The organism is Pseudomonas sp. 15C (genome assembly GCF_055484735.1).
This window is the reverse complement of sequence record NZ_JBUDGD010000003.1, coordinates 160,521-182,970: the sequence shown is the minus strand read 5'-3', so window position 1 is coordinate 182,970 and position 22,450 is coordinate 160,521. Positions and strand designations below refer to the sequence as shown.

Annotated in this window: 19 protein-coding genes; 6 read left to right on the top strand and 13 right to left on the bottom strand. The window is 61.9% G+C overall.

Annotated elements, in window-relative coordinates:
• Positions 1–71 precede the first annotated feature (71 nt).
• On the bottom strand, positions 72–1,112 hold the full coding sequence (motB, locus tag ACYYKW_RS03565; RefSeq protein WP_090280724.1) for a flagellar motor protein MotB: 1,041 nt from the start codon (positions 1,110–1,112) through the stop codon (positions 72–74).
• A gap of 3 nt (positions 1,113–1,115) precedes the next feature.
• The gene (gene motA / locus ACYYKW_RS03560) at positions 1,116–1,967 is read right to left on the bottom strand and encodes a flagellar motor stator protein MotA (RefSeq protein WP_024011357.1); all 852 of its coding nucleotides are present in this window, start codon (positions 1,965–1,967) and stop codon (positions 1,116–1,118) included.
• Positions 1,968–2,133: 166 nt separating this feature from the next.
• Here motA and ACYYKW_RS03555 point away from each other — a divergent pair, with 166 nt between their 5' ends.
• The 4 genes from ACYYKW_RS03555 (at position 2,134) to ACYYKW_RS03540 (ending at position 7,221) form a co-directional block, all read left to right on the top strand.
• A complete protein-coding gene (locus ACYYKW_RS03555; protein ID WP_464989430.1) occupies positions 2,134–3,672 on the top strand; it encodes an HDOD domain-containing protein in 1,539 nt (512 codons plus the stop codon).
• A gap of 42 nt (positions 3,673–3,714) precedes the next feature.
• Positions 3,715–4,551: a thiosulfate sulfurtransferase gene (gene rhdA / locus ACYYKW_RS03550; protein WP_093105434.1), complete on the top strand. Its 837-nt coding sequence runs from the start codon at positions 3,715–3,717 to the stop codon at positions 4,549–4,551.
• On the top strand, positions 4,548–5,408 hold the full coding sequence (gene asd, locus ACYYKW_RS03545) for an archaetidylserine decarboxylase (protein ID WP_464989429.1): 861 nt from the start codon (positions 4,548–4,550) through the stop codon (positions 5,406–5,408). Before rhdA ends, asd begins: the two co-directional genes overlap by 4 nt.
• Positions 5,409–5,475: 67 nt before the next feature.
• Positions 5,476–7,221 carry a molecular chaperone gene (locus ACYYKW_RS03540; RefSeq protein WP_464989428.1) on the top strand — a complete coding sequence of 582 codons (1,746 nt, stop codon included), beginning with the start codon at positions 5,476–5,478 and terminating at the stop codon, positions 7,219–7,221.
• A gap of 170 nt (positions 7,222–7,391) precedes the next feature.
• Here the strand turns inward: ACYYKW_RS03540 and serB are convergent, their stop codons facing one another.
• Positions 7,392–8,606 carry a phosphoserine phosphatase SerB gene (gene serB / locus ACYYKW_RS03535; RefSeq protein ID WP_464989427.1) on the bottom strand — a complete coding sequence of 405 codons (1,215 nt, stop codon included), beginning with the start codon at positions 8,604–8,606 and terminating at the stop codon, positions 7,392–7,394.
• Positions 8,607–8,739: 133 nt separating this feature from the next.
• On the opposite strand from serB, the gene ACYYKW_RS03530 reads away from it, so the two are divergent.
• A complete protein-coding gene (locus ACYYKW_RS03530) occupies positions 8,740–10,245 on the top strand; it encodes an AhpA/YtjB family protein (protein ID WP_464989426.1) in 1,506 nt (501 codons plus the stop codon).
• Between the two features lie 363 nt (positions 10,246–10,608).
• Here the strand turns inward: ACYYKW_RS03530 and ACYYKW_RS03525 are convergent, their stop codons facing one another.
• From ACYYKW_RS03525 to ACYYKW_RS03485, 9 genes are all read right to left on the bottom strand, one after another.
• The gene (locus ACYYKW_RS03525) at positions 10,609–11,322 is read right to left on the bottom strand and encodes a PqiC family protein (protein WP_090280706.1); all 714 of its coding nucleotides are present in this window, start codon (positions 11,320–11,322) and stop codon (positions 10,609–10,611) included.
• Between the two features lie 167 nt (positions 11,323–11,489).
• Positions 11,490–13,763 (bottom strand): DNA topoisomerase IV subunit A, encoded by a 2,274-nt coding sequence (gene parC, locus ACYYKW_RS03520; RefSeq protein WP_464989425.1) that lies wholly within the window; start codon positions 13,761–13,763, stop codon positions 11,490–11,492.
• Between the two features lie 7 nt (positions 13,764–13,770).
• On the bottom strand, positions 13,771–14,295 hold the full coding sequence (locus tag ACYYKW_RS03515; protein ID WP_093105455.1) for a retropepsin-like aspartic protease family protein: 525 nt from the start codon (positions 14,293–14,295) through the stop codon (positions 13,771–13,773).
• The gene (locus ACYYKW_RS03510; RefSeq protein ID WP_464989424.1) at positions 14,292–15,281 is read right to left on the bottom strand and encodes an esterase-like activity of phytase family protein; all 990 of its coding nucleotides are present in this window, start codon (positions 15,279–15,281) and stop codon (positions 14,292–14,294) included. Before ACYYKW_RS03510 ends, ACYYKW_RS03515 begins: the two co-directional genes overlap by 4 nt.
• Positions 15,281–17,188, bottom strand: coding sequence for a DNA topoisomerase IV subunit B (gene parE, locus ACYYKW_RS03505; RefSeq protein WP_093105463.1), 1,908 nt, complete (start codon positions 17,186–17,188; stop codon positions 15,281–15,283). The genes ACYYKW_RS03510 and parE overlap by 1 nt, the downstream gene beginning before the upstream one ends.
• A 41-nt stretch (positions 17,189–17,229) precedes the next feature.
• Positions 17,230–17,838 (bottom strand): YqiA/YcfP family alpha/beta fold hydrolase, encoded by a 609-nt coding sequence (locus ACYYKW_RS03500; protein WP_464989423.1) that lies wholly within the window; start codon positions 17,836–17,838, stop codon positions 17,230–17,232.
• Between the two features lie 320 nt (positions 17,839–18,158).
• Positions 18,159–18,974 (bottom strand): 3',5'-cyclic-AMP phosphodiesterase, encoded by an 816-nt coding sequence (gene cpdA, locus ACYYKW_RS03495; RefSeq protein WP_090280690.1) that lies wholly within the window; start codon positions 18,972–18,974, stop codon positions 18,159–18,161.
• Between the two features lie 100 nt (positions 18,975–19,074).
• Positions 19,075–19,527, bottom strand: a complete 453-nt coding sequence (locus ACYYKW_RS03490) for a DUF1249 domain-containing protein (RefSeq protein WP_090280686.1) — start codon at positions 19,525–19,527, stop codon at positions 19,075–19,077.
• Complete coding sequence (locus tag ACYYKW_RS03485) at positions 19,518–20,135, bottom strand: NUDIX domain-containing protein (protein WP_464989422.1); 618 nt, start codon at positions 20,133–20,135, stop codon at positions 19,518–19,520. Before ACYYKW_RS03485 ends, ACYYKW_RS03490 begins: the two co-directional genes overlap by 10 nt.
• A gap of 229 nt (positions 20,136–20,364) precedes the next feature.
• On the opposite strand from ACYYKW_RS03485, the gene ACYYKW_RS03480 reads away from it, so the two are divergent.
• Positions 20,365–21,111, top strand: coding sequence for an RsiV family protein (locus ACYYKW_RS03480; RefSeq protein ID WP_464989421.1), 747 nt, complete (start codon positions 20,365–20,367; stop codon positions 21,109–21,111).
• Here the strand turns inward: ACYYKW_RS03480 and cytX are convergent.
• Positions 21,080–22,372, bottom strand: a complete 1,293-nt coding sequence (gene cytX, locus ACYYKW_RS03475; RefSeq protein WP_464989420.1) for a putative hydroxymethylpyrimidine transporter CytX — start codon at positions 22,370–22,372, stop codon at positions 21,080–21,082. The two genes, ACYYKW_RS03480 and cytX, sit on opposite strands and share 32 nt — an antisense overlap.
• Positions 22,373–22,450: the final 78 nt, after the last annotated feature.

Genomic DNA, 22,450 nt, shown 5'->3' with positions numbered 1-22,450 from the left:
GCGGCACAGTAATCCTCAAGCCGAAACAATCAGGCAAAAAAAACCGACATCACTGTCGGTTTTTTTAACAATCACTGCTTCGGCGCTGGCACCGCCCCACCCGGCTCAGCCGGCTTCGGCGCGGCATCATCAAACAGATTCAGCCGCTCACGCAGTTCATGCGCGGGCACCGGTTGCTGATCCGCCGGCAACGCGTTCGGATCAGCAGGCGCCGCCGGTGCAGCACCGTTCTGACTCTGATCCGCCGGCTTGGCAGCATCGGCACCTTGCGCACCCTCGATGGCCGCCTGGGCCTTCTTGGTCAGCACGACGATATCGATACGGCGGTTGACCGGGTTGAACGGGTTCTCGCGGTCGAACAGCGCCGACGAGGCATAACCGACCACCCGCGCCACTTGCGCATCCGGGTAGCTGCCAGCGACCAAGGCACGCCGGGCGGCGTTGGCGCGGTTGGCCGACAGCTCCCAGTTGCCGTAGTCGCCGCTGCCGATGTAAGGCTTGGCGTCGGTGTGACCGCTGATGCTGATCTTGTTCGGCACCGCTTTGATGGTGTCGGCCATCGCCAGCAGGATGTCTTCGAAGTACGGCTTCAGGCGTGCGGAACCTGAGTCGAACATCGGCCGGTTCTCGGCGTCCATGATCTGGATGCGCAAGCCGTTCGGCGTGATTTCGAAGAGAATCTGGTCCTTGAATTTCTGCAGCTGCGGGTTCTCGTCAACCTTGTTCTGCAATTCTTGCAACAACAGCTCCAGACGCTCTTTCTCGACCTGCTCGGCCATGCCTTCAACCTGCTCGGTGTCGACCGTGACCTTGTCGGGCTGCGGCTGCGACTTCACTTCCGGGTTGAGGGTGTTTTCCGGCGCCAGGGTCGGCGTGCCGCCCAGATCGATGATGTACGGCGTACCGCTTTCGGAGAAGCCGACCGGGTCCTTGAAGTAACCGGCGATGGCGATTTTCTGCTCCGGCGTCGCCGTGGACAGCAGCCACAGCACCAGGAAGAACGCCATCATCGCGGTGGCGAAGTCGGCGAAGGCAATTTTCCACGCCCCGCCGTGGTGCCCGCCGGCAATGCGCTTGACGCGCTTGACTATGATCGGCTGATTATTTTCCATTTCTTAACGACCGCGAACGGCTTGTTCCAGCTCGGCAAAGCTTGGACGGTGGGCCGGATACAGAACCTTGCGACCGAACTCGACCGCCAGCGACGGCGGCATGCCGGAAGCGGAGGCCACCAGCGAGGCCTTGATGGCTTCGTAGACGTTGAGTTCTTCCTTGGCATCGTGAGCCAGCGAGTGCGCCAGCGGGCCGAAGAAACCGTACGCCGCGAGAATACCGAAGAACGTACCGACGAGCGCCGCACCCACGTGCAGACCGATCGACGCCTGGTCGCCCTCGCCCAGCGAGGCCATGGTCACCACGATACCGAGTACCGCCGCGACGATACCGAAACCGGGCATGCCATCGGCGATGCCGTTGACCGCATGCGATGGGTGCTCAAGGTCTTCTTTCAGACTGTAGAGTTCCATGTCGAAAAGGCCTTCGAGCTCGTGCGGAGCCATGTTGCCGGAGGACATGATGCGCAGGTAATCGCAGACGAACGCCGTCATGCGCTCATCCTTGAGCACCGCCGGGTACTTGGCGAAGATCGGGCTCGCGGCGGCATCTTCGATGTCGCCTTCGATCGCCATCATGCCTTCGCGGCGGCTCTTGTTGAGGATCTCGTAGATCAGCCCGAGCACTTCCAGATAGAAAGTGTGAGTGAAGCGCGAACCGAACATGCTCAGGGATTTCTTGAGCACGTGCATCGTCATATAACCAGGGTTGGCCTGGAGGAATGCGCCGAGGGCCGCACCGCCGATGATCATCACCTCGAAGGGCTGGATCAGGGCGGCAATCTTGCCGTGGGAGAGCACGTATCCGCCGAGCACGCTCGCGAATACGACGATGATGCCGATAATTTTAGCCATAGGTAGAAGGTACTTGTTTAAGTCGGGTTCAAGGTCATATTCGGAAGTTAAAAAATCTCTTCTTCTACTTATCGGCAAAACTGCGCCAGACTATAGCCAGTTCAGGCGAAAAGCCAATTTAGCCCATGCCGGGCGCGTCTACAGTCAGTGAAGATCCCGTCCAGACATGGCTAATGAAACGAACGTCCCACACGCAAAACCGACCACCCTCGACGGCTGGGTCAAGCTGCTCGACAGCGTCCGGCTGCCCGTCCCGCAAGCGGCGCACGACAAAGTCTGCCGGGCGATCCGCGACAATCGCAGCTCGTTGCGTGACATCGCCGATCTGATGCAGGACAGCCCGGCGCTGGCCTTGAGCATCCTGCGTGAGGCCAATCGTCACACCCACGGCACCATGGCCACGCCGGCGGAAAATCTCGAGGTCGCCATCAACCGCCTCGGCCTTGCTCGTACCGAAGAACTGCTCGCACGCCTGCCCGCCGAACCACAGATGCAGATTCCCAAGGCCCTGCGCCAGTTGCAGCTGATCAGTCAGCACGCGACGCAACAGGCCAACGGTTTTTTTGCCAGTCGCCTGGCGCGGCTGTGGCAGGACATCCATTGGGGCAGCCTGCTGTTTCTCTCGCCGCTGTGGCCGCTGGCCCTGACCTTCCCGCAACTGCTTGAGGAGTGGGAGCTGCGGGTGATTCATAAACGCGAACCGGCGCACCTCGTCGAAAGGCAATTGTTTGGCGTACGCCTGCTGAAAATTGCCGATGCGCTGGTCGAGGCCTGGCGTCTGCCGATCTGGGTCCAGCAAGGCTATAAACTGCTGCTCAACGAACAGCGTGAACTGGTGCAGGTGCTGCGTATCGCCCGCGACAGCGAACATCCGTTGCGCCAGCAAAACCGCCTCGACGATGACCCGACCCTGCGCCGCTGGCTCAATCAGCCGGCCAATACCGTGCTGCTGGCCAATGGGCTGGCGCTGTCGGCGCATCAGGCCTGGGACAGTCCGCACAGCGAACGCTGGCAGTACCTGACCAGCCTTTATCTGCAGATGTCCATGGACGAGGTGCAACAGCAGTTGCACCAGCAAGCGGCGAACAGCGCGCGGCAGCACGCCATGCCGGATTTGTGGCACCCGGCAGTTGCGCTGCTCTGGCCGTGGGGCACGCGACGCTTGCCCGCAGGCATGCTGCCCGCGGCAGCACCGTCGTCGGACGACCTCGGCCAGTGGCGTCGGCAATGCGCCGAACTGCTCGCCGAACCCAGCCGTTTCACCAACGCCATGAGCCTGACCGTCGCCGCACGCAATGCGCTGGTGGCCAGCGGCATGCGCCGGGTGATGATTCTGATGGCCGACCGCACGCACTCGACGCTGCGCGTGCAGCAAACTGCCGGCCTGCCGAAGGAGGCCGGCGCGCTGAGTTTCGTCGTCAGTCAAAGCAAAGTGCTGCAACGCCTGCTGACGCAACAGGCGCAGGTGCGGATCACCCCGGAAAACAATGCGCAGTTTTCCGCGCTGTTGCCAGCGAGCCTGCGTACGCTGTTCCGTGGCGAACATCTATTCCTGCGCTCACTGGTCAACAATGGCCGAGTGATCATGATCGTCGTCGCCGACCAGGGCGGTGGGCCGTTCGCCGATATCACCGTGCAAGCCTTCGCCAAGACTGCGCAGTGCATCGAAAAAGCCCTGCACAGCTTTAGCAGCCGTGGCCGATGAGGCTGCGCTACAATCCTCCCCTTTGTGCTCTGGAGACCTCGCATGTCTGACTTCTCTGGCTTGCCGCTCGTCATCGAGCCGAGCGACCTGCTCCCGCGGCTCGAGTCCCCGGAACTGATCCTGGTGGACCTGACCAGCCCTGCGCGCTACACCGAGGGTCACCTGCCCGGCGCACGTTTTGTCGACCCGAAACGCACCCAGTTCGGCCAGCCGCCAGCGCCGGGCCTGCTGCCGGCGAAAGCCGACCTGGAAGCATTGTTCGGTGAGCTCGGCCATCGCCCGGATGCGGTGTACGTGGTGTATGACGACGAGGGCGGCGGCTGGGCCGGGCGCTTCATCTGGTTGCTCGATGTCATCGGCCACGACAAATACCACTATATAGACGGCGGCCTGCCGGCATGGCTGGCCGACGGTCTGCCGATGTCGATTCAGGTACCGCCAGCCGTCGGTGGCCCGGTGGCGCTGACCCTGCATGAAGGGCCGACGGCCACTCGCGAATACCTGCAAAGCCGCCTCGGCGCTGCCGATCTGGCGATCTGGGATGCGCGCGGCCCGCTGGAGTATTCCGGTGAAAAAGTCCTCGCGGCCAAGGGCGGACACATTCCCGGTGCGGTCAATTTCGAATGGACTGCCGGCATGGACAAGGCGCGCCAGTTGCGCATCCGCACCGACATGCCGCAGATCCTCGAACAGCTCGGCATCAGCAAAGACAAAGAAATCATTACCCACTGCCAGACCCATCACCGGTCGGGCTTCACGTATCTGGTGGCCAAGTCCCTCGGTTATCCGCGGGTCAAGGGCTACGCCGGTTCCTGGGGCGAATGGGGCAACCACCCCGACACGCCCGTCGAGATTCAAGCTTCCAAGGAAAATCAATGAAAGAGCGTCTGTTTATCCTCAGCCAGTACCTGCTGCCGCATCACCTGCTGTCGCGCCTGGCCGGCTGTATTGCCGAGTGCCGCGTGCGCTGGTTCAAGAATGCCTTCACCCAATGGTTCGCCAAGCGCTATCAGGTGGACATGTCGCAAGCGCTGGTCGAAGACCTGACAGCGTACGAACACTTCAACGCCTTCTTCACCCGCGCCCTGAAAGACGGCGCGCGTCCGCTGGACCCAGCCCCGGGCGCGATTCTCAGCCCGGCCGACGGTGCGATCAGCCAGCTCGGCCCGATCGAGCACGGTCGCGTGTTCCAGGCCAAGGGCCACAGTTTCAGCGTGCTGGAGCTGCTCGGCGGTGACGCATCTAACGCGGCACCGTTCATGGGCGGCGACTTCGCCACCATTTACCTGTCGCCGAAGGATTACCACCGCGTGCACATGCCGCTGGCCGGTACTCTGCGTGAAATGGTCTACATCCCGGGGCGGATCTTCTCGGTCAACCAGACCACTGCCGAAAATGTGCCGGAACTGTTCGCCCGCAACGAGCGTGTAGCGTGCATTTTCGACACTGAACGCGGGCCGATGGCCGTCGTCCTGGTCGGCGCGATGATCGTTGCGTCGATCGAAACCGTCTGGGCCGGCCTGGTCACGCCGCCGAAGCGCGAACTGAAAACCTTCCGCTACGACGAAGCCGCGCGTGCGCCTATTTATCTGGAAAAAGGCGCGGAACTTGGGCGCTTCAAGCTCGGTTCGACCGCCATTGTGCTGTTTGGCCCGGATCAAGTGAAATGGGCCGAAGAGCTGGTGGCCGGTTCGCCAGTGCAAATGGGCCAGGGTCTGGCACTGCCAAAAGCCTGATTCGAGCGCAGCGGGTGCAGCATTGCGCTGCTCCCGCACCCCGCCATTTGCTGCTATGGTTTTTGGCATGAGCCAGACCAATTCCCCACTCCGGCTGCGTGCCCCGACTCCAAGTCAGCCGCGCCTGTCATTTTGCGAAGCGAACCCGCGCGACCTCAAGCGCTGGATCGCCAGCCTGCCCAAAGCCAACATCGGCGAAACCGCGCGCCAGTTGTATCAGGGCCTTGGCGAACTGAACCAACTGCTCACGCCCAGCGACAACCGCCTCGCCTTGCTCGAATTGCTGCGGCCCGAGGTGTATTTCGTCTGTCAGCATCTGGAGCGGCACTTTCTGCATCAGGCGATCATGCTCGACGAGCGTTCGCGCAAGATCAGCAATCTGTGCCAGGCCCTGCAAGGCCATCTGGCGATCGGCTATATACAGATCGTCCTGCGCATTGCGTCGAAGTACCGCAAGGAGCGCGCAGCCCTGGTCAGCACCGCCCTGCAACGGGCCGCGCATGCCCTCAAAGGCCAATTGCTGCGCGCCACCCAGCTGTACAGCGCGCCGCCGGAACAGCTGTGGTTCGAGCTGCATCAGCTCTATCGCAACGCGGTTGACCTGCAATTGCAACACCGCCGCGTGCGCGACGATTTGGCCAGCCTCACGCCTGAACTGAGCCTGGAACAGACCTACATCGCCGCGCTGCTGCTGGGCAGCGCCCGGTGCAATCAGTTGCGCCAGAATCAGATCGCCCGGCTGGGCGAAGCGCTGGAGCCGTGGAGTGCGCTGCTCAAGTTGCAGCCCGCCGGGCCGGACACCGGTCTGTTTGCGATCAGCGCCGAACTGGATGTCGGCCCGCGTTACCGCAGCATGTTTCGCAGCGAGCAGCGCAGCAGCCTGCTCAGCTTCGATCCGCAACCACTGGTGAGCGCCATCGAGGCGCAGCTGAATCAGCCAACGGCCGCGGCACTGCCGATCCCTGCCGGGCTCAGCCTCGATACTCTGCAACATTTGCACGCCACCTGGGGCCAGACCGCCGAGCGCAGCTTTCAACGCACCGCCGGCCAGGGCAATCTGACCGTATGCGTAGGCATGAGCGCGCTGCACTTCTATCTCGGTGGCGGACGCACCTTCAGCGAACTGCTCAAGCACCCCGGAGCGCGTCCGGCGAATTTCAGCCAGGTGGTCGCCAAAGGCGAAAAGGACAGCTGGAGCCAGGCCTTCGATGCGGCGCCGCAGAGCAATGATGAATATCTGCCCTACGAAGAAATCCAGTACGACCAGTTGATCGAAGATGAGGGCAGCGAAGCCACAGCGGATTATCCGACCTACGCTTTGCCGGTGATCAATCACAGCCCCGGTGGTTATTGCCTGGCATGGCCGAATGAAGTGCCTGCGCAATTGCAGGCCGGGGAAATGCTCGGCATTCGCGACAGTGCGAGCCAAAGCTGGAGCATTGCGGTGATTCGCTGGATCCGCCAGGTGCGCGGTAGCGGCACGCAGATGGGCATCGAACTGGTCGCACCGCATGCCCAGCCTTGTGGGCTGCAACTGGTGCGTTCACAGGATGACCACAGCCAGTATCTACGCGGTTTGCTATTGCCGGAGATCAGCGCAATCGACTTGCCGGCCACGCTATTGACTCCGCGCCTGCCGTTCCAGGAAGGTCAGAAAGTGCTGATCAACACCCACGGCGAAGAGCATCGCGCCGGGCTGGATCGGCGCGTGGCCAGTACGCACAGCTTCAACCAGTTCGCCTACCGCTCGTTGGAAGCCGCGCAGAATGGCGGTAGCGAAGAGGATTTTGACTCGTTGTGGAAATCACTTTGAATGCTCGCCGCCAGATCGGCGGCGATGCAATCGCTAGCAGCGCTAGCTGCTCCCACAGGGTTGTGTGAGCATCATTGGTTCTCATGCACCCACAGGAATTGTGGGACTGTCAAAGATCCAATGTGGGAGCTTGCCTGCAAGCGATGGCGCCCATTCAGGCGATGAAAAACTCAGACCTGCCCGTCACGATCACGAAAGCCCAGCAGATACAGCACGCCATCCAGACCAAGCGTCGAGATCGCCTGCTTCGCCGACTGCTTGACCAGCGGCTTGGCACGGAACGCCACGCCCAAACCCGCAATCGCCAGCATCGGCAGGTCATTCGCGCCGTCACCCACGGCGATCGTCTGCTCCAGGCGCAAACCTTCCTTGTGCGCCAGTTCCTTGAGCAGGTCGGCCTTGCGCTGGGCATCGACAATCGGTTCGATCGCCACACCAGTGCACTTGCCGTCGATCACTTCCAGTTCGTTGGCGAACACGTAGTCGATGCCGAGTTTGGCCTGCAGTTGCTTGGCGAAGTAGGTAAAGCCGCCGGACAGAATGGCGGTTTTGTAGCCCAGCCGCTTGAGTTCGGCGAACAGCGTTTCCGCGCCTTCGGTCAGACGCAACGAAGCGCCGATCGAATCGAGCACGCTGATGTCCAGACCTTTGAGCAAGGCCAGACGCTCCTTGAAGCTGGCGCGAAAATCCAGTTCACCGGCCATGGCGCGCTCAGTGATTTCCGAGACGCGATCGCCGACACCGGCAGCCTTGGCCAGCTCGTCGATTACCTCGGCTTCGATCAGCGTCGAGTCCATGTCGAACACGGCCAGACGCCGGTTGCGGCGGAACAGCGAATCTTCCTGGAAAGCGATGTCGACGTTCAATTCCTGAGCAACGCTGAGGAATTCCGCACGCAGCGCTTGCGGGTCGGCGGCCTCACCGCGCACGGAAAACTCGATGCAGCCCTTGCCCTGATCGGCCGGAGTGTCCAGCGCCATCCGCCCCGACAAACGGTCGATGTGGTCGATATTCAAACCGTATCTGGCAGTGATCGAACTGACCGCCTGCAATTGTTCGGCGGTGACCTTGCGGGTCAACAGCGTGACGATGTGGCGTTTTTTGCCCTGATTGCCCACCCATTGCTGGTAATCCGCTTCGGACACCGGGGTGAAGCGCACCTGCTGGTCGAGCTCGTAGCCTTTGAACAGAATGTCCTTGAGCACGGCTTTGCCTTGCTCGGAGTCGGGGATTTCAACCAGGATGCCGAACGACAGGGTGTCGTGGATCACCGCCTGACCGATGTCGAGAATGTTCACGCCACCCTGGGCCAGAACACCGGTAATGGCCGCCGTCAGACCCGGCCGGTCGACTCCCGTGATGTTAATCAGGACGATTTCGCGCAACGCGCACCCCCGCAACTGGAAAAAAACCGCATTCTACGCACTTTCAGTGACCATCGGGCACCGCCAGCGCTTTGCCGGTCTGGGGCCTGTCGCTATACTGCGCGTCAACTTCACGGACAAAGAGCCGAGCTCAGTGAACCGGCCCACGCCTGTTAAAACCGATAACTTCTTCCTGCTGATCTTCCGTGCACTGCGCCACCGCCGTGTACCGATTGCATTGCGCATTGCCAGCCATAACGTGATCCTGGTCGCTCTGGCCCTGGTGATCTATGCCGCGGTGATGGGCCTGCAATTCAAGCAGGCCATGCACCAGCAGGCCGATGCGCTGGGCGAAAGCCTGACCACGCAGACCGCGACTTCGGCCACTGAGCTGTTGGTGTCCAACGACATCCTCAGCCTCAATGTGCTGCTGAACAACCTGACAAAAAACAAACTGGTGGCCCACGCGGCGATCTACAGCGTGGATAACCGTATCCTCGCCGAATCCGGTCAACGCCCCAAGCACAGCCTGCTGGGCGAAGCCGAAGGTTTGTACGAGAGCAAGATCACCTTCCAGGATGTGACTGCCGGGCAACTGCGCATCAGCCTGGACATGGATCAGTTCCAGCAGCCGATGACCATCAGCCTGCAAAGCATGGGCATTCTCAGCGGGATTCTGCTGGCGCTGTCGCTGGCCCTGAGCTTGCGCATGGGCCGGCATCTGTCGACACCCTTGCTGCAGTTGCGCGTATGGCTGCGGCGGATCGACGAACACACGCCGGGGATCGATCGTCAGGATGAAATCGGCGATCTGGCGCGGCAACTGCACGCCAGCTACGCCCCGGAGCCCGCGCCGGAACCGGAGCCGGTGTTCGAAGACGAAGAAGACGAGCCGGAATTCGAGGTGCGCAATCTGCGCGACCCAAGCTTCGACGAAACTCGCCCGATGGCCGCACAGAAGCCTGCACCGCGCCGTCTGGTCAGCACCGTCGAGGACGATGACGATGATGATGCGTTTGCCGATCTGCGCGACGAATCGCTCGATACCCCGGCGCAACCGCTTGTGCGCAAGCCCACGCCGAGCGTGCCGCAGCACAGCGCCGTCCTGGCCGTGCAGCTCGGTTCGCAAGAGCAATTGCGGCGTTTGCCGCGTGCGCGTCTTGAAGAGTTGCAGGAACGCTATCGCGATTGCCTCGAGCAGGCCGCTTCGCTGTATCAGGGCGAGATTGAAACGCTGAACGATGGCAGCACACTGATGCTGTTCCACACCGAAGATTGCGGCGACGACTACCTGACCAACGCGATCTGCTGCGGCGAACTGCTGCGCGCACTCGGTCATCAGTTGCAGATCGAGGTCGCGGACAGCGGCATCACCCTGCAATTGCAATTGGGCCTGACGCTGGGCGACGAGTTGTTCGGCCTGAGCCAGATCGACCTGCTGCTGACCGATTCGGCGCAGGATGCCCTGGCGCTGTCGCAACACAGCCGCAACCTGCTGCTGGTCGAGCGCAAGATCAGTGACGATGCGCTGATCCGTCAGCGTGCACGGATCCGCCCGATCGCCAGCCCTGAGGGTGCTTGCTGCGTCGAACGGTTGATGGAACCGTATCCGTCGATGCTCGAGCGGCAACTGGCGCGGATGCATGAGCGCCGGGCTTAAGCTTCCGGCCTGAAATACGAAAAGCCCGCAGATGAGGGATTGTCTGCGGGCTTTTTTGTGGGTGGCGTTTGTTAGAGTCTTGTTCATCTCAAAAAGCCCCTCACCCTAGCCCTCTCCCAGAGGGAGAGGGAACTGATTGGGGGATATTCGAGAATGACGCCGACCTGAACGCTTGACTGTGAATCTATATCGCCAAAATCTTTCAGATCGACGTATGACGCAAGACACCTCGGTCAGTCCCCTCTCCCTCTGGGAGAGGGCTAGGCGGGCGGCGTTCCGATGAGGGGCTTTTGATCCTGTCTACCAAACCCCAGACACAACAAAGCCCGCACAAGGCGGGCTCTGTTCTGACTCGAATCAGGCTTAGAAGCGAAACACTTCCATATCCGTACGAATCGGCGATGCCATCGGAATCTTCGGCTGCTTTTCAGCTTCGGCCGCCGGTGCCGCCGGTTTGGCGTCCCGCTTGCGCGGCGCTTCGGCCACCGGTGGCTGATTGGCCAACGGCTTGAGCGCCACCGACAACTGCTCGGCCAGACGCTGCAGCAGGATGCCCTGGGCCTGCACCTGCGACGCGGTGCTGCCGGCATGCAACTCCTGCAGATGAACGATGCGGTTATCGCGCACCTGACCGCGACGGTCGATCAAGCGCCACTGCGCATCGAGAATCGCCGGTTGCTTGGCACCGGAATCCAGTCGCGTGATCGTCAGCAAGACTTGCACATCCGGATTGAAACCGGTCGTCGCCGGCGCCAGCACCACACGCTGGCTGTCCAGATGACCGGCAACCTGACGCATGAGCAACTGATCGATATCCGACGAAAGGCTGCCGGCCCAGCGACCGTCCGTCGCTGCCTGCAGGCTGCCGTCGGGCTGGCGCTGCAGCAAAGTCTCTCGCTGCAGGTAGTCCGCTACGACTACCGGCCCCAGTAAAACCGCCATGCCCGCGCTTTGCGCAGGCTGAGCCGGACTTCCGCTGTCCAGCTGATACAGCGACACCGGCTGGTGTACGCTGCAACCCGCCAGGCCAAGAACGCCGGCAAGCAACAAAAAAAGAGGAAGGCGCAGAGCAGTCATCATCCCGTCCAGGTGGCCGCCACAAGGCTGACCACAGTGAAAATACTCAATAAATATGAAGAACGCTCGGCCACGCCGGCGCTTGAAAGGCCATATCATCCGTGAATATGCGTTCCGACTCCAGCGCCAAAGTGTCGATCTACGCGTTAAATCGTAGATCGAGCTCTCTAGGACGCCTGATTGAGGTTTTCGACGAGCAGCGCATCGACCCTCTGAAAGCCCCTCGGCAGTTTATTTCCGCGACGCCCACGCTCACCTTTGTAGTGTTCGAGGTCATCGGCCTTCAGTGACAGGGTACGCTTGCCGGCCTGCAACACCAGGGTGGCGCCTTCCGGAAGGACGGCGATGTCCGTCACGTATTCCTCGCGGCTGGCGACACGTTCACCGGAGATACCGATGATCTTGTTGCCCTTGCCCTTACCCAATTGTGGCAGATCGCTGATTTTGAAGATCAGCAGGCGACCTTCGGTCGTGACCGATGCCAGCCAGTTCTGTTCACGGTCGGCGACGGGACGCGGGGCGATGACCTTGGCGTTGTTCGGCAGGCTCAACAAAGCCTTGCCGGCCTTGTTCTTGGCTTGCAGGTCTTCGCCCTTGACCACGAAGCCGTAGCCGGCGTCGGAGGCGATCACGTACAGCGCGTCGTCTTCAGGCATCAGCACGCATTCGAACGAGGCACCCGGCGGCGGCGTCAGACGACCGGTCAACGGTTCGCCCTGACCACGGGCCGACGGCAAGGTGTGCGCGGCGACCGAATAGCTGCGGCCGGTCGAGTCGATAAACACCGCAAACTGGTTGGAACGCCCCGCTGCCGAAGTCTTGAAGCCGTCACCGGCCTTGTACGACAGGCCAGTGGCGTCGATGTCGTGGCCCTTGGCCGAACGCACCCAGCCTTTTTCCGACAGCACCACGGTGACTTTCTCGTTCGGCAGCAGATCGTGCTCGGTCAGCGCCTTGGCTTCGGCGCGCTCGACGATAGGTGAACGACGGTCGTCGCCGTAGGTTTCAGCGTCCTTGAGCAGTTCGGTGCGCACCAGCTTCTTCAGCTTGGCTTCGCTGCCCAGCAGCGCTTGCAGCTTGGCTTGTTCCTTGAGCAGTTCGTCCTGCTCGTCGCGCAGCTTCATTTCTTCCAGTCGCGCCAACTGACGCAGACGGGTATCGAGAATGTAGTCCGCCTGGATTTCGCTGAGGGCGAAGCGCTCGATCAGCTTGGCTTTGGGGTGCTCCTCGGTTCGGATGATGTGGATCACTTCATCCAGGTTGAGGTAGGCAATCAGCAAACCGTCTAACAGGTGCAGGCGGCGCTCGACTTTGTCGAGGCGGAATTGCAAGCGGCGACGCACGGTCAGCACGCGGAATTCCAGCCACTCGACCAGCAACGCGCGCAGGTTCTTCAACTGCGGCTTGCCATCCAGACCGATGATGTTGACGTTGACCCGGTAGGTCGACTCCAGCTCGGTGCTGGCGAACAGGTGCTGCATCAGCGCGTCGTGATCGACGCGGCTGTTGACCGGGATGATCACGATGCGGCATGGGTTTTCGTGGTCGGACTCGTCACGCAAGTCAGCGATCTGCGGCGCTTTCGACGGTTTCGCCTGCATCAGCGCGGCGATCTGCTCCAGCACTTTCGCACCGGAGACCTGATGCGGCAGCGCGGTGACGATAATGTCGCCGTCCTCGACGTGGTACACGGCGCGCATGCGCACCGAGCCCTTGCCGGCTTCGTACATCTTCAGCAGGTCGGCACGCGGCGTGATGATTTCCGCTTCGGTCGGATAATCCGGGCCCTGAATATGCTCGCAGAGCTGTTCGACCGTGGCTTTCGGTTCGTCGAGCAGGCGCACGCAGGCGGTGGCGACTTCGCGCAGGTTGTGCGGCGGTACGTCGGTGGCCATGCCCACGGCGATACCGGTGGTGCCGTTGAGCAGAATGTTCGGCAGGCGCGCCGGCAGCACCAGCGGTTCCTGCAGGGTGCCGTCGAAGTTCGGGCCCCAGTCGGCAGTGCCCTGGCCCAGTTCGCTGAGCAGCACTTCGGAATAGCGCGACAGCCGCGCTTCGGTGTAACGCATGGCGGCGAAGGACTTCGGATCGTCCGGCGCGCCCCAGTTACCCTGGCCGTCGACCAGCGTGTAGCGATAGCTGAACGGCTGGGCCATCAGCACCATCGCTTCGTAGCACGCCGAGTCGCCGTGCGGGTGGAACTTGCCGAGCACGTCACCGACGGTACGCGCCGACTTCTTGTGCTTGGAATCGGCATCCAGCCCCAGCTCGCTCATGGCGTAGACGATACGCCGCTGCACCGGTTTCAGGCCGTCGCCGATATGCGGCAGCGCGCGGTCCATGATCACGTACATGGAGTAGTTGAGGTAGGCATTTTCGGTGAAGTCAGCCAGCGACCGGCGTTCTACGCCGTCTAAGCTGTCTGCAAGGATGTCGCTCATGCGGGCCTCATCGGTTCGTTGTCTGGCGCAGCAGCATGGTGCCACCGCGCTGAGTAAATTCAAGTCTGTTCAGGGCGCTCATGCCGAGCAGCACCTGATCGCCATGCAGCCCCGGCGCCACCAGTGCGCGAACGTCGCGCAAAACGATGTCGCCCAGTTGCAGGCGGGCAATTTTGGTTCGGTAGCCCTGGCTGAGGCCGTTGGCCGTGCTCAGGGTCACACCGAAACCTTCTTCCAGTTTCAAACGCTTGGCCAGATCCGCCGGGATCGACACATCGGTCGCACCGGTGTCGAGCATGAACTCCACTGGTTCGCCGTTGATCTGGCCGCTGGCGACGAAATGCCCTTGAGCATTGCTCGCCAGTTTCACTTCGATAAACCCTTCGCCCTGCTCCGACGTGACGACGATGTTCGGATTCTGCTGGCGCTGTTCCCACTGGCCGAAAAAACGCGTGGCCAGAAACAGCGCCGCGCACCAGGCGAGCACCATCAGCACCCGCCCGGCGCGTTTGCCCGGTGGCTGCTGGCTCATGGCCGGGCACCCCAGCCGCCATCAGGCGCGGCGAAACGCCAGACGATCGGGCGGACCTCACCGTCGGCACGCGGTCCGAAATTATTGTCGACGCCTACCCAGGCTCCATCGGCGTCGATGATCAACGCTTCCTCCAGCCCGTAGTTCTGCGAGTAACGGCGATTGGCCTGCAAGAGTTCGGCGGCGTACGACCAGCACTGTTCGACCTTGGCGGTCTGCGCATCGCGACGACAGATCTGGAACGCGTTGCGCTCAAGGGTAAACAGCTTGCCGTTGAACAACGCGATGTCGGAAAAGTCGCGATTCACCGCTCTGGCGTGGGGAAACTGCGGCGGCTGCATCTCTTTGCCGCCCTCGCTGAGCAGCACGCAGCGCCCCTCGCAATCCCACACCGTCTGCTGACGCTTGATCAGCAGCAAACCGCGGCTTTGTCGTTCGGCGGCCAGCCACATCTGATCGCCTGCCGGGTTGATCGCCAGACCTTCGAAAATCGCATTGAAGTGCAGCAACATCCCGCTGGCCCGCGCTTCACGCACCATCAACGGTGAAATCTTCAGCCAGTTGGCGGGGCCGATGAGGGGCACCTGCAAAACCGCCGCATGGCCTTCGCTGACCAGATAGCGATTGCCCGCGCTGTCGCAGCTGATGCCTTCGAAATCCAGATCGCCACCGCGCACGAACGACGCCGCCCAGTTGCGCGAGCGCAATCCCCATGGCAAACCGGTATCCGGCACCAGCGGCACGTCGATGCGCTTGGCTTCGGCCTGCCAGACCTGAGCGCCGGTATCGAGTCGATAGATCTGATCGTCATCGCGATCCGATACCGCCCACAGTGCGTCGCCGCACATCGCCAGCCCCGACAGATTGCCGCCGCGCATGCCCTCAACGGCATGCTCGGAGAGCACGCGCAGCTCCTGCAACGGCTCGGCCGACACGCTCATCGCACTCAGCAGCAACGCACACGCCAGGGCCCAGCCACAACGCATCAGGCCAGCACCTCGGCGAGGTTGCCTTTGGATTCGAGCCAGGATTTACGGTCGCCGGCGCGTTTTTTCGCCAGCAGCATGTCCATCATTTCCGAGGTCTCGGCGAAATCTTCGCCGAGCGTCAACTGCACCAGGCGCCGGGTGTTCGGGTCCATGGTGGTTTCGCGCAGTTGCGGCGGATTCATTTCACCCAGACCCTTGAATCGGGTGACCTGTGGCTTGCCGCGCTTCTTCTCGGCGACCAGACGATCAAGAATGCCGTCGCGCTCGGCCTCGTCGAGGGCGTAATAGATTTCCTTGCCCAGGTCGATGCGGTACAGCGGCGGCATCGCTACGTAGACGTGACCGGCATCGACCAGCGGGCGGAAGTGCTGGACGAACAACGCGCAAAGCAGCGTGGCGATGTGCAGACCGTCGGAGTCGGCGTCGGCGAGGATGCAGATCTTGCCGTAGCGCAGCTGGCTCATGTCCGCCGCGCCCGGATCGACGCCGATGGCCACGGCGATGTTGTGCACTTCCTGGCTGGCGAGCACTTCGCTGCCGTCGACTTCCCAGGTGTTAAGGATCTTGCCGCGCAACGGCAGGATCGCCTGGAATTCCTTGTCCCGCGCTTGCTTGGCGGAACCGCCAGCGGAATCACCTTCGACCAGAAACAGCTCGGACCGCATCGGGTCCTGCCCGGCGCAGTCGGCCAGTTTGCCGGGCAGCGCCGGGCCTTGGGTGACGCGCTTGCGCTCGACTTTCTTGCTCGCCTTGAGGCGACGGCCGGCGTTGTTGATCGCCAGTTCAGCCAGGGCCAGACCGGTTTCCGGGTTGGCGTTGAGCCACAGGCTGAACGCGTCCTTGACCACGCCGGAGACGAACGCCGCGGCTTCACGCGACGACAAGCGCTCTTTGGTCTGGCCGGAGAATTGCGGTTCCTGCATTTTCATCGACAGGACAAAAGCGATGCGCTCCCAGACGTCTTCCGGCGCCAGCTTCACGCCTCGCGGCAGCAGGCTGCGGAATTCGCAGAATTCGCGCATGGCATCGAGCAGGCCCTGACGCAAACCGTTGACGTGGGTGCCGCCCTGCGCCGTCGGAATCAGGTTGACGTAGCTTTCCTGCACCGCGTCGCCACCTTCGGGCAACCACAGCAGCGCCCAGTCGACCGCTTCCTTATTACCGGCGAACGCGCCGCAGAACGGCTCGTTGGGCAGACGTTCGAATTCGCTGACCGCATCGACCAGATACGAGCGAAGGCCGTCTTCGTAATGCCATTCGACTTTTTCGCCGGTGCCTTTGTCCTCGAAGCTGACCAGCAGCCCCGGGCACAGCACAGCCTTGGCCTTGAGCACATGCTTGAGGCGGCTGATGGAGAATTTCGGTGAATCGAAGTATTTCGGGTCCGGCGCGAAGTACACGCTGGTGCCGGTATTGCGCTTGCCGACGGTGCCGACGATTTCCAGTTCGGAGGCCTTGAAGCCGTCCTTGAAGGTCATCTGGTATTCATTGCCGTCGCGTTTGACACGCACGCGCACTTCGGTCGACAGCGCGTTGACTACAGAAATACCCACCCCGTGCAGACCGCCGGAGAACTGGTAATTCTTGTTGGAAAACTTGCCGCCCGCGTGCAGCTTGGTGAGGATCAGTTCGACGCCTGACACGCCCTCTTCCGGGTGGATGTCGACCGGCATGCCGCGGCCGTCGTCGCTGACTTCCAGCGAGTGGTCGGCGTGCAGGATGACCTGCACCGATCTGGCGTGGCCGGCCAGGGCTTCGTCGACGCTGTTGTCGATGACTTCCTGGGCGAGGTGGTTCGGCCGACTGGTGTCGGTGTACATGCCGGGGCGTTTGCGCACCGGGTCGAGGCCCGAGAGGACTTCGATGGCGTCGGCGTTATAAGAGCTAGCGCTGGGAGTGGCCATAGGGTCTCGTCGTCAGTCATTCATTGAATAGGGGCAAGACTTCACAGTGCGGTGAAATCGATTGCCTGATACATATCGGCGCCAATGCCGGCAAAACTCAGCAATGCCGGCAATTGCCCGGCAAAGCCCTGGAAACTGTGATCGCCGCCGGCCTGGATACGCAGGGCACAGGCGCGGTAATACTGCTGGGCGAGGCGATAATCCAGCGTTTCGTCGCCGGTTTGCAACCAGACCTGATAGCGCTGCGCATCCTGCGGTGCTGGCACTTCCAGTTCGGCCAGCGCCATAACGTGGTCGTGGGTCAGGTCCCAGGTTTCATCGGTATACAGGTTTTTCTGCGGGCCCAGATAGCCGTCGAACATCCGGTGCGGGCTGACCGCCGGGTTGACCAGCAGGGCTTTCAGGCCATGGCGCTCGGCCAGGTGAGTGGCATAGTAGCCGCCGAGCGAACTTCCCACCAGCAGCGGCCGGCCCAGTTCGGCAATCGCTTGCTGCAATTGACCGATGGCCTCACGCGGATGGTGATGCAGGGCCGGCACTCGCAGTTGCTCGCTCAAACACAGCCGCTCCATCACCGTTACCAGCTGACAGGCCTTCTTCGAGGCCGGCGCGCTGTTGAAACCGTGGATATAGAGGATCGAACCGGACATTTGAGCTCCCTGGCTGTCGGCGAAAGATAGCGGAGTTTACAGGGAGAAGCGCCGGGATTGGGGGTGGGCTCGATAATTTGGTGTGACCGCAAGAGCCGCCCTCACCCTAGCCCTCTCCCGGAGGGAGAGGGGACTGAATGGGGGATATTCGAAAGCTACACCGACCTGAACGCTTTGCTGTGAATCCATAATCGCCACCGCTGTTTCAGGTCGATGCATAGCCAAAGACACCGCGGTCGGCCCCCTCTCCCTCGGGGCGGTCCGACGTTTCGGGAGGGCTGGGCGGGCGGCGTTCCGATGAGGGGCTTTTGATTGTCGGCTCAGTAGCCGTTGGAGCCGTAGTCGACTGTGAACTTGAAGTCGGTAACTCTTTCGACCCCGGTTTCCAGCCGCCCATCCGGCCACAGCCGCAACCAGCGATACCCCGGCGCCTGCTCACCGACCTTGAAATCCACACTGCCCGGCTCGAACTGGATGCAGGTCGAGGGCGAGGCCAGCAAGCGAACGCCATTGCGCTCGCGGTCGATTTCCTGATGCACATGCCCCCACAACACCGCCCGCACCTGCGGAAAGCGATCCAGTACTTCGAAAAACGCCTCGGGATTACGCAAACCGATCGGTTCCATCCACGCGCAGCCAATCGACACCGGATGATGGTGAAAACACACCAGATGATGGCGCTCCGGCGCTTCGCTCAGCGAGCGGGCCAGCAGTTGCAATTGATCGTCCTGCAGATAGCCCGGCACCGATCCCGGCACGGCTGAGTCGAGCAGCGTCACCCGCCAGTTGCCGATATCGACCACCGGCTCCAGCAGCGTACTTTGCACCGCTGCCTGCGCCATGATCACCGGTTCATCGTGGTTGCCGGGGATCCAGCGCGCTGGCGCGTCGATCTGCGCGCTCATCTGGCGAAACTGTTGATACGACTCCAGCGTGCCGTCCTGGGAAATATCGCCGGTGGCCAGCAGCAGATCGATCTGCGGCTGCTGCCCCAGCACCAGATCGATGACCTGTTGCAGGCTCTCGCGGGTTTTCATGCCCAGCAGCGCACCGTCCGCTTCAGCGAACAGATGGCTGTCGGACAACTGCACCAGCAGCGCCGGATCGGCGGTGGTCAACGTGGATACGCTCGGCAAAGGCGTTCTCCCAAGGCAAAAGCACGGAATCGGTCAGGTGCCGCAATTATGCTGGGGGTTCAGGCAAAGAGGAAACCGGCGAACCGGACGCAGTTCACAACTAGCGTACGACTTCGTACTCATGCCCCAACGCCAGGCAATGGCTCAGCCATTCCCCCAGGAACAGATTGAGCTGAGCCTTTTCATCCGGCTGGTACATCGAAGCATTCGGGTAAGGATAGATGCCGCGAAAGCGTCGTGCATGTTCGGCACTGACCACTTCGGCCATGCGGGCGTCGTGATAGACCTGCACTTCCAGTTGTGGCACCGGCAGCCAGGGCAGGCTGTGTTCCTGGCGCACCTGCAACGTCGTGGTGTACGGGCAGGTCTGCAGCACTTCGAGGGCGAGCACGCCGAGCATCTGCTCGCCCTGGGTCACGGCGATGCGCCGTGCTTCGGGCTCGCTGCGCATGTCCGGCAGCAAGCGCATCAGGCGCGCGTAGTTGGCCTCGCAGGCAGCTTGCAGGCCCACGAGGTCGACTCGATAACGATCGCGCAACTTGTTTACAACCATAACCCCCTCACTTCGGCGCGGTTCAGCGCCAGCCACTGCAAGGCGATGATGCTCGCCGCATTGGCAATGCGTCCGTCACGGACGGCCTGCGAGGCATCTTCAAAAGCCCAGACCGTGACGCGGATATCTTCTGCCTCTTCTTCCAGGCCATGCAGACCGCCCACACCCTCGGTGCTGCAACGCCCCAGATACAAATGCACGAATTCGTTGCTGCCACCCGGCGAGGGGAAATATTTGGTCATCGGCCACAGCGCCTTGATGTCCAGACCAGCTTCCTCCTGCGCTTCGCGGTGAGCAACTTCTTCCGGTTGTTCATCCTTGTCGATCAGACCGGCAACCAGTTCGACCAGCCACGGATTGTCGGCCTTGCCCATGGCGCCGACGCGAAACTGCTCGATCAGCACCACTTCGTCGCGCTGCGGATCGTAGGGCAGCACGCACACGGCGTCGTGGCGAACAAAAATTTCCCGGTTGATCTCGCGGCTCATGCCGCCGGCGAACAGCTCATGGCGCAGGTGCACACGATCAAGCTTGTAGAAGCCCTCGTAGCATTTTTCGCGCCGCACGATATCGACGGCGGTCGGAATGGCATTGGCAAAATCGGTCATGAGCATCCTCTCTACTACAAGTCCATGACGAGGTTGCGCCGGGTGACCGGGCGACCTCGACTTCGCGCCATCCTAACGCGCCCGCACCGTTTGATGCAGCCCCTTTACCGTCAGCGGGATGGACGGTGACGGCGAAACCCACTCTAATTAGCTTAGTGGCGAACTGACTGCTTCGTTGAGAGTCGAAGCGGTAACTTTTTTGCCTTCCCCTGCTTTCGAAAGGACGCCCATGTCGCTTTTCAAAATTGCCTCTGTGGCCGCAATCGCCCTGACTCTGGGCGCCTGTGCCAGCCTGTTCCAGCCCAACTACCGTACGCCGCTGGAAACCAAACGCGATGCCTCGGAACAGCTCAAACCCGGCTGCGCCAACCCTGAATGCCCACTGGTGAACATCGATACGTTGCGGTTCCCGGACGAGCCGGCACTGGACGGCATCATCGAAAAACGCCTGCTGCAGATGACCCGCACCGAGAAGAACGCCCCGGTCGCGCCGACACTGGAGGCTTATCGCGATCAGTTTCTGGCCAGCGCCGGCCCGCGCTACAGCAGCTACCTGCAAGCGAAAGTACGCGAGCAGCATGACGGCTTGGTGATCATCGAGCTGTCGAGCTACCTCGACACCGGCGGTGCCCATGGCACACCGGGTCGCGGTTTCATCAACTATTCGCGCCAGCAGCACAAGGTGCTGAACCTGTCCGACATGCTGCTGCCGGGCCAGGAAGAAGCCTTCTGGAAAGCCGCGCAGGTCGCGCACAACAGCTGGCTGATCAGCACCAAGCTCGATCAGGAGCCGGAATTCGTGGCGAACTGGCCGTTCGTGAAAACGCCGAACGTGGCGCTGACCTACGGCGGCGTGATCCTCAAGTACGACGTGACCACCATTGCGCCTTACGCGCTGGGCCACGTCGAACTGAAGATTCCTTATCCGCGCCTGAACGGCATTCTCAAGCCTGAGCTGTTTCCCGGCCGTAACTGAAGGCCCGGCCCAGCACCAGTTGCAACAGCCCTGCCAGCACCAGCGCCGGCAGGGTCGCGCCGACATCCGGATACAGATTCGCCAGCAAGTGGTAAGTGCTCACGCCACCCAGCCACGCCAGCAACGCCGGCCAGCGCAACGCGGCTGACGCCACCTGGGCACTGCGCTTGCGCAGGATGAAGTGATCGACCAGCACCACGCCGAACAGCGGCGCAAACACCGAGCCGATCAGCAAGAGGAAATTCTGGTACTGCGCCAACGGCGCCAGCAGTGCGATCAGCGTGCAGATCACGCCGATGGCCAAGGCCAGATGCTCGACTTTCAGGCGCAACAGGATCCCGCTCGATACCGCGGCCGAATGAATGTCGGCGAAGGCGTTTTCCGACTCGTCCAGCAGAATCAGCAGCAGCGGAATGCCCAGCCCCGCACCGGCCAGTGCCAGCAGCAGCGCGTTGACTTCACCGCTCGGCGCGAAGGCCAGAGTGTAGGCAACGCCGAGGCTCATCAGCCAGAAGTTGCCGATGAAGAAACCCACAGCGGTGCCGCCGAAGACGTTCTTCGCGCGCTTGCCGAAACGCGAGTAATCGGCAATCAGCGGCAGCCACGACAGCGGCATCGCGATGGCAATGTCGAAGCCCACGGCAAATGGCATCGAACCGTCGCCGGCGCGCGCCCACAATGCAGCCAGATCGGCTTTGGCGAACAGGTTCCAGGTCAGCCAAAGGCAGGCCGCGAGCAACAGCCAGATGCCCCACTTGCGCAGGATCTGCCGCACAAACGTAAGCGGTCCACTCACTGCCAGCAAGGTCGCCAGCGCACCGAAAAACAGGGTCCACAGGATCGGATTGGCCCACAGCGAACCTTCGCTGAACGCGCGAGTGCCGAGCAGGCTGGCAGCGTCGCGCATGACGATGATTTCGAACGAGCCCCAACCAACCAATTGCAGCAGATTGAGCAGCGCCGGCAGGCTCGCACCTTTGCTGCCGAGGCTGAGCTTCAGCGCAGCCATCGACGACAAGCCAGTGTCGCTGCCGATCACGCCGACAGCGGCCAGCAACAGCACGCCTACCAGCGTGCCGAGGAAGATCGCCAGCAGCGAGCCGGACAGGCCCAGACCGGGTGCGAGCAAGGCGCCGGTCTGCAAGACCATCAGGCCGATGCCGAGGGAAAACCACAGGGAAAACAGATCGCGACCGCCGAAGACACGCTTGTCGGCGGGTACGGCGAGGTCGGGAGAATAGGTACCGGGTTGAATGCTCAAGGGGGTTGATCTCACAGTAGTGATAGCTACAAGTTGCAAGCCACAAGCTGCAAGAAAAAGCAGGTTTCGCAACTGCTT

What these genes read in the sequence shown, in the direction of transcription:
- motB (WP_090280724.1), bottom strand. Translation starts at nt 1,112, where the DNA reads ATGGAAAATAATCAGCCGATCATAGTCAAGCGCGTCAAGCGCATTGCC.
- motA (WP_024011357.1), bottom strand. Translation starts at nt 1,967, where the DNA reads ATGGCTAAAATTATCGGCATCATCGTCGTATTCGCGAGCGTGCTCGGC.
- ACYYKW_RS03555 (WP_464989430.1), top strand. Translation starts at nt 2,134, where the DNA reads ATGGCTAATGAAACGAACGTCCCACACGCAAAACCGACCACCCTCGAC.
- rhdA (WP_093105434.1), top strand. Translation starts at nt 3,715, where the DNA reads ATGTCTGACTTCTCTGGCTTGCCGCTCGTCATCGAGCCGAGCGACCTG.
- asd (WP_464989429.1), top strand. Translation starts at nt 4,548, where the DNA reads ATGAAAGAGCGTCTGTTTATCCTCAGCCAGTACCTGCTGCCGCATCAC.
- ACYYKW_RS03540 (WP_464989428.1), top strand. Translation starts at nt 5,476, where the DNA reads ATGAGCCAGACCAATTCCCCACTCCGGCTGCGTGCCCCGACTCCAAGT.
- ACYYKW_RS03525 (WP_090280706.1), bottom strand. Translation starts at nt 11,322, where the DNA reads ATGACTGCTCTGCGCCTTCCTCTTTTTTTGTTGCTTGCCGGCGTTCTT.
- parC (WP_464989425.1), bottom strand. Translation starts at nt 13,763, where the DNA reads ATGAGCGACATCCTTGCAGACAGCTTAGACGGCGTAGAACGCCGGTCG.
- ACYYKW_RS03515 (WP_093105455.1), bottom strand. Translation starts at nt 14,295, where the DNA reads ATGAGCCAGCAGCCACCGGGCAAACGCGCCGGGCGGGTGCTGATGGTG.
- ACYYKW_RS03510 (WP_464989424.1), bottom strand. Translation starts at nt 15,281, where the DNA reads ATGCGTTGTGGCTGGGCCCTGGCGTGTGCGTTGCTGCTGAGTGCGATG.
- parE (WP_093105463.1), bottom strand. Translation starts at nt 17,188, where the DNA reads ATGGCCACTCCCAGCGCTAGCTCTTATAACGCCGACGCCATCGAAGTC.
- ACYYKW_RS03500 (WP_464989423.1), bottom strand. Translation starts at nt 17,838, where the DNA reads ATGTCCGGTTCGATCCTCTATATCCACGGTTTCAACAGCGCGCCGGCC.
- ACYYKW_RS03490 (WP_090280686.1), bottom strand. Translation starts at nt 19,527, where the DNA reads ATGGTTGTAAACAAGTTGCGCGATCGTTATCGAGTCGACCTCGTGGGC.
- ACYYKW_RS03485 (WP_464989422.1), bottom strand. Translation starts at nt 20,135, where the DNA reads ATGACCGATTTTGCCAATGCCATTCCGACCGCCGTCGATATCGTGCGG.
- ACYYKW_RS03480 (WP_464989421.1), top strand. Translation starts at nt 20,365, where the DNA reads ATGTCGCTTTTCAAAATTGCCTCTGTGGCCGCAATCGCCCTGACTCTG.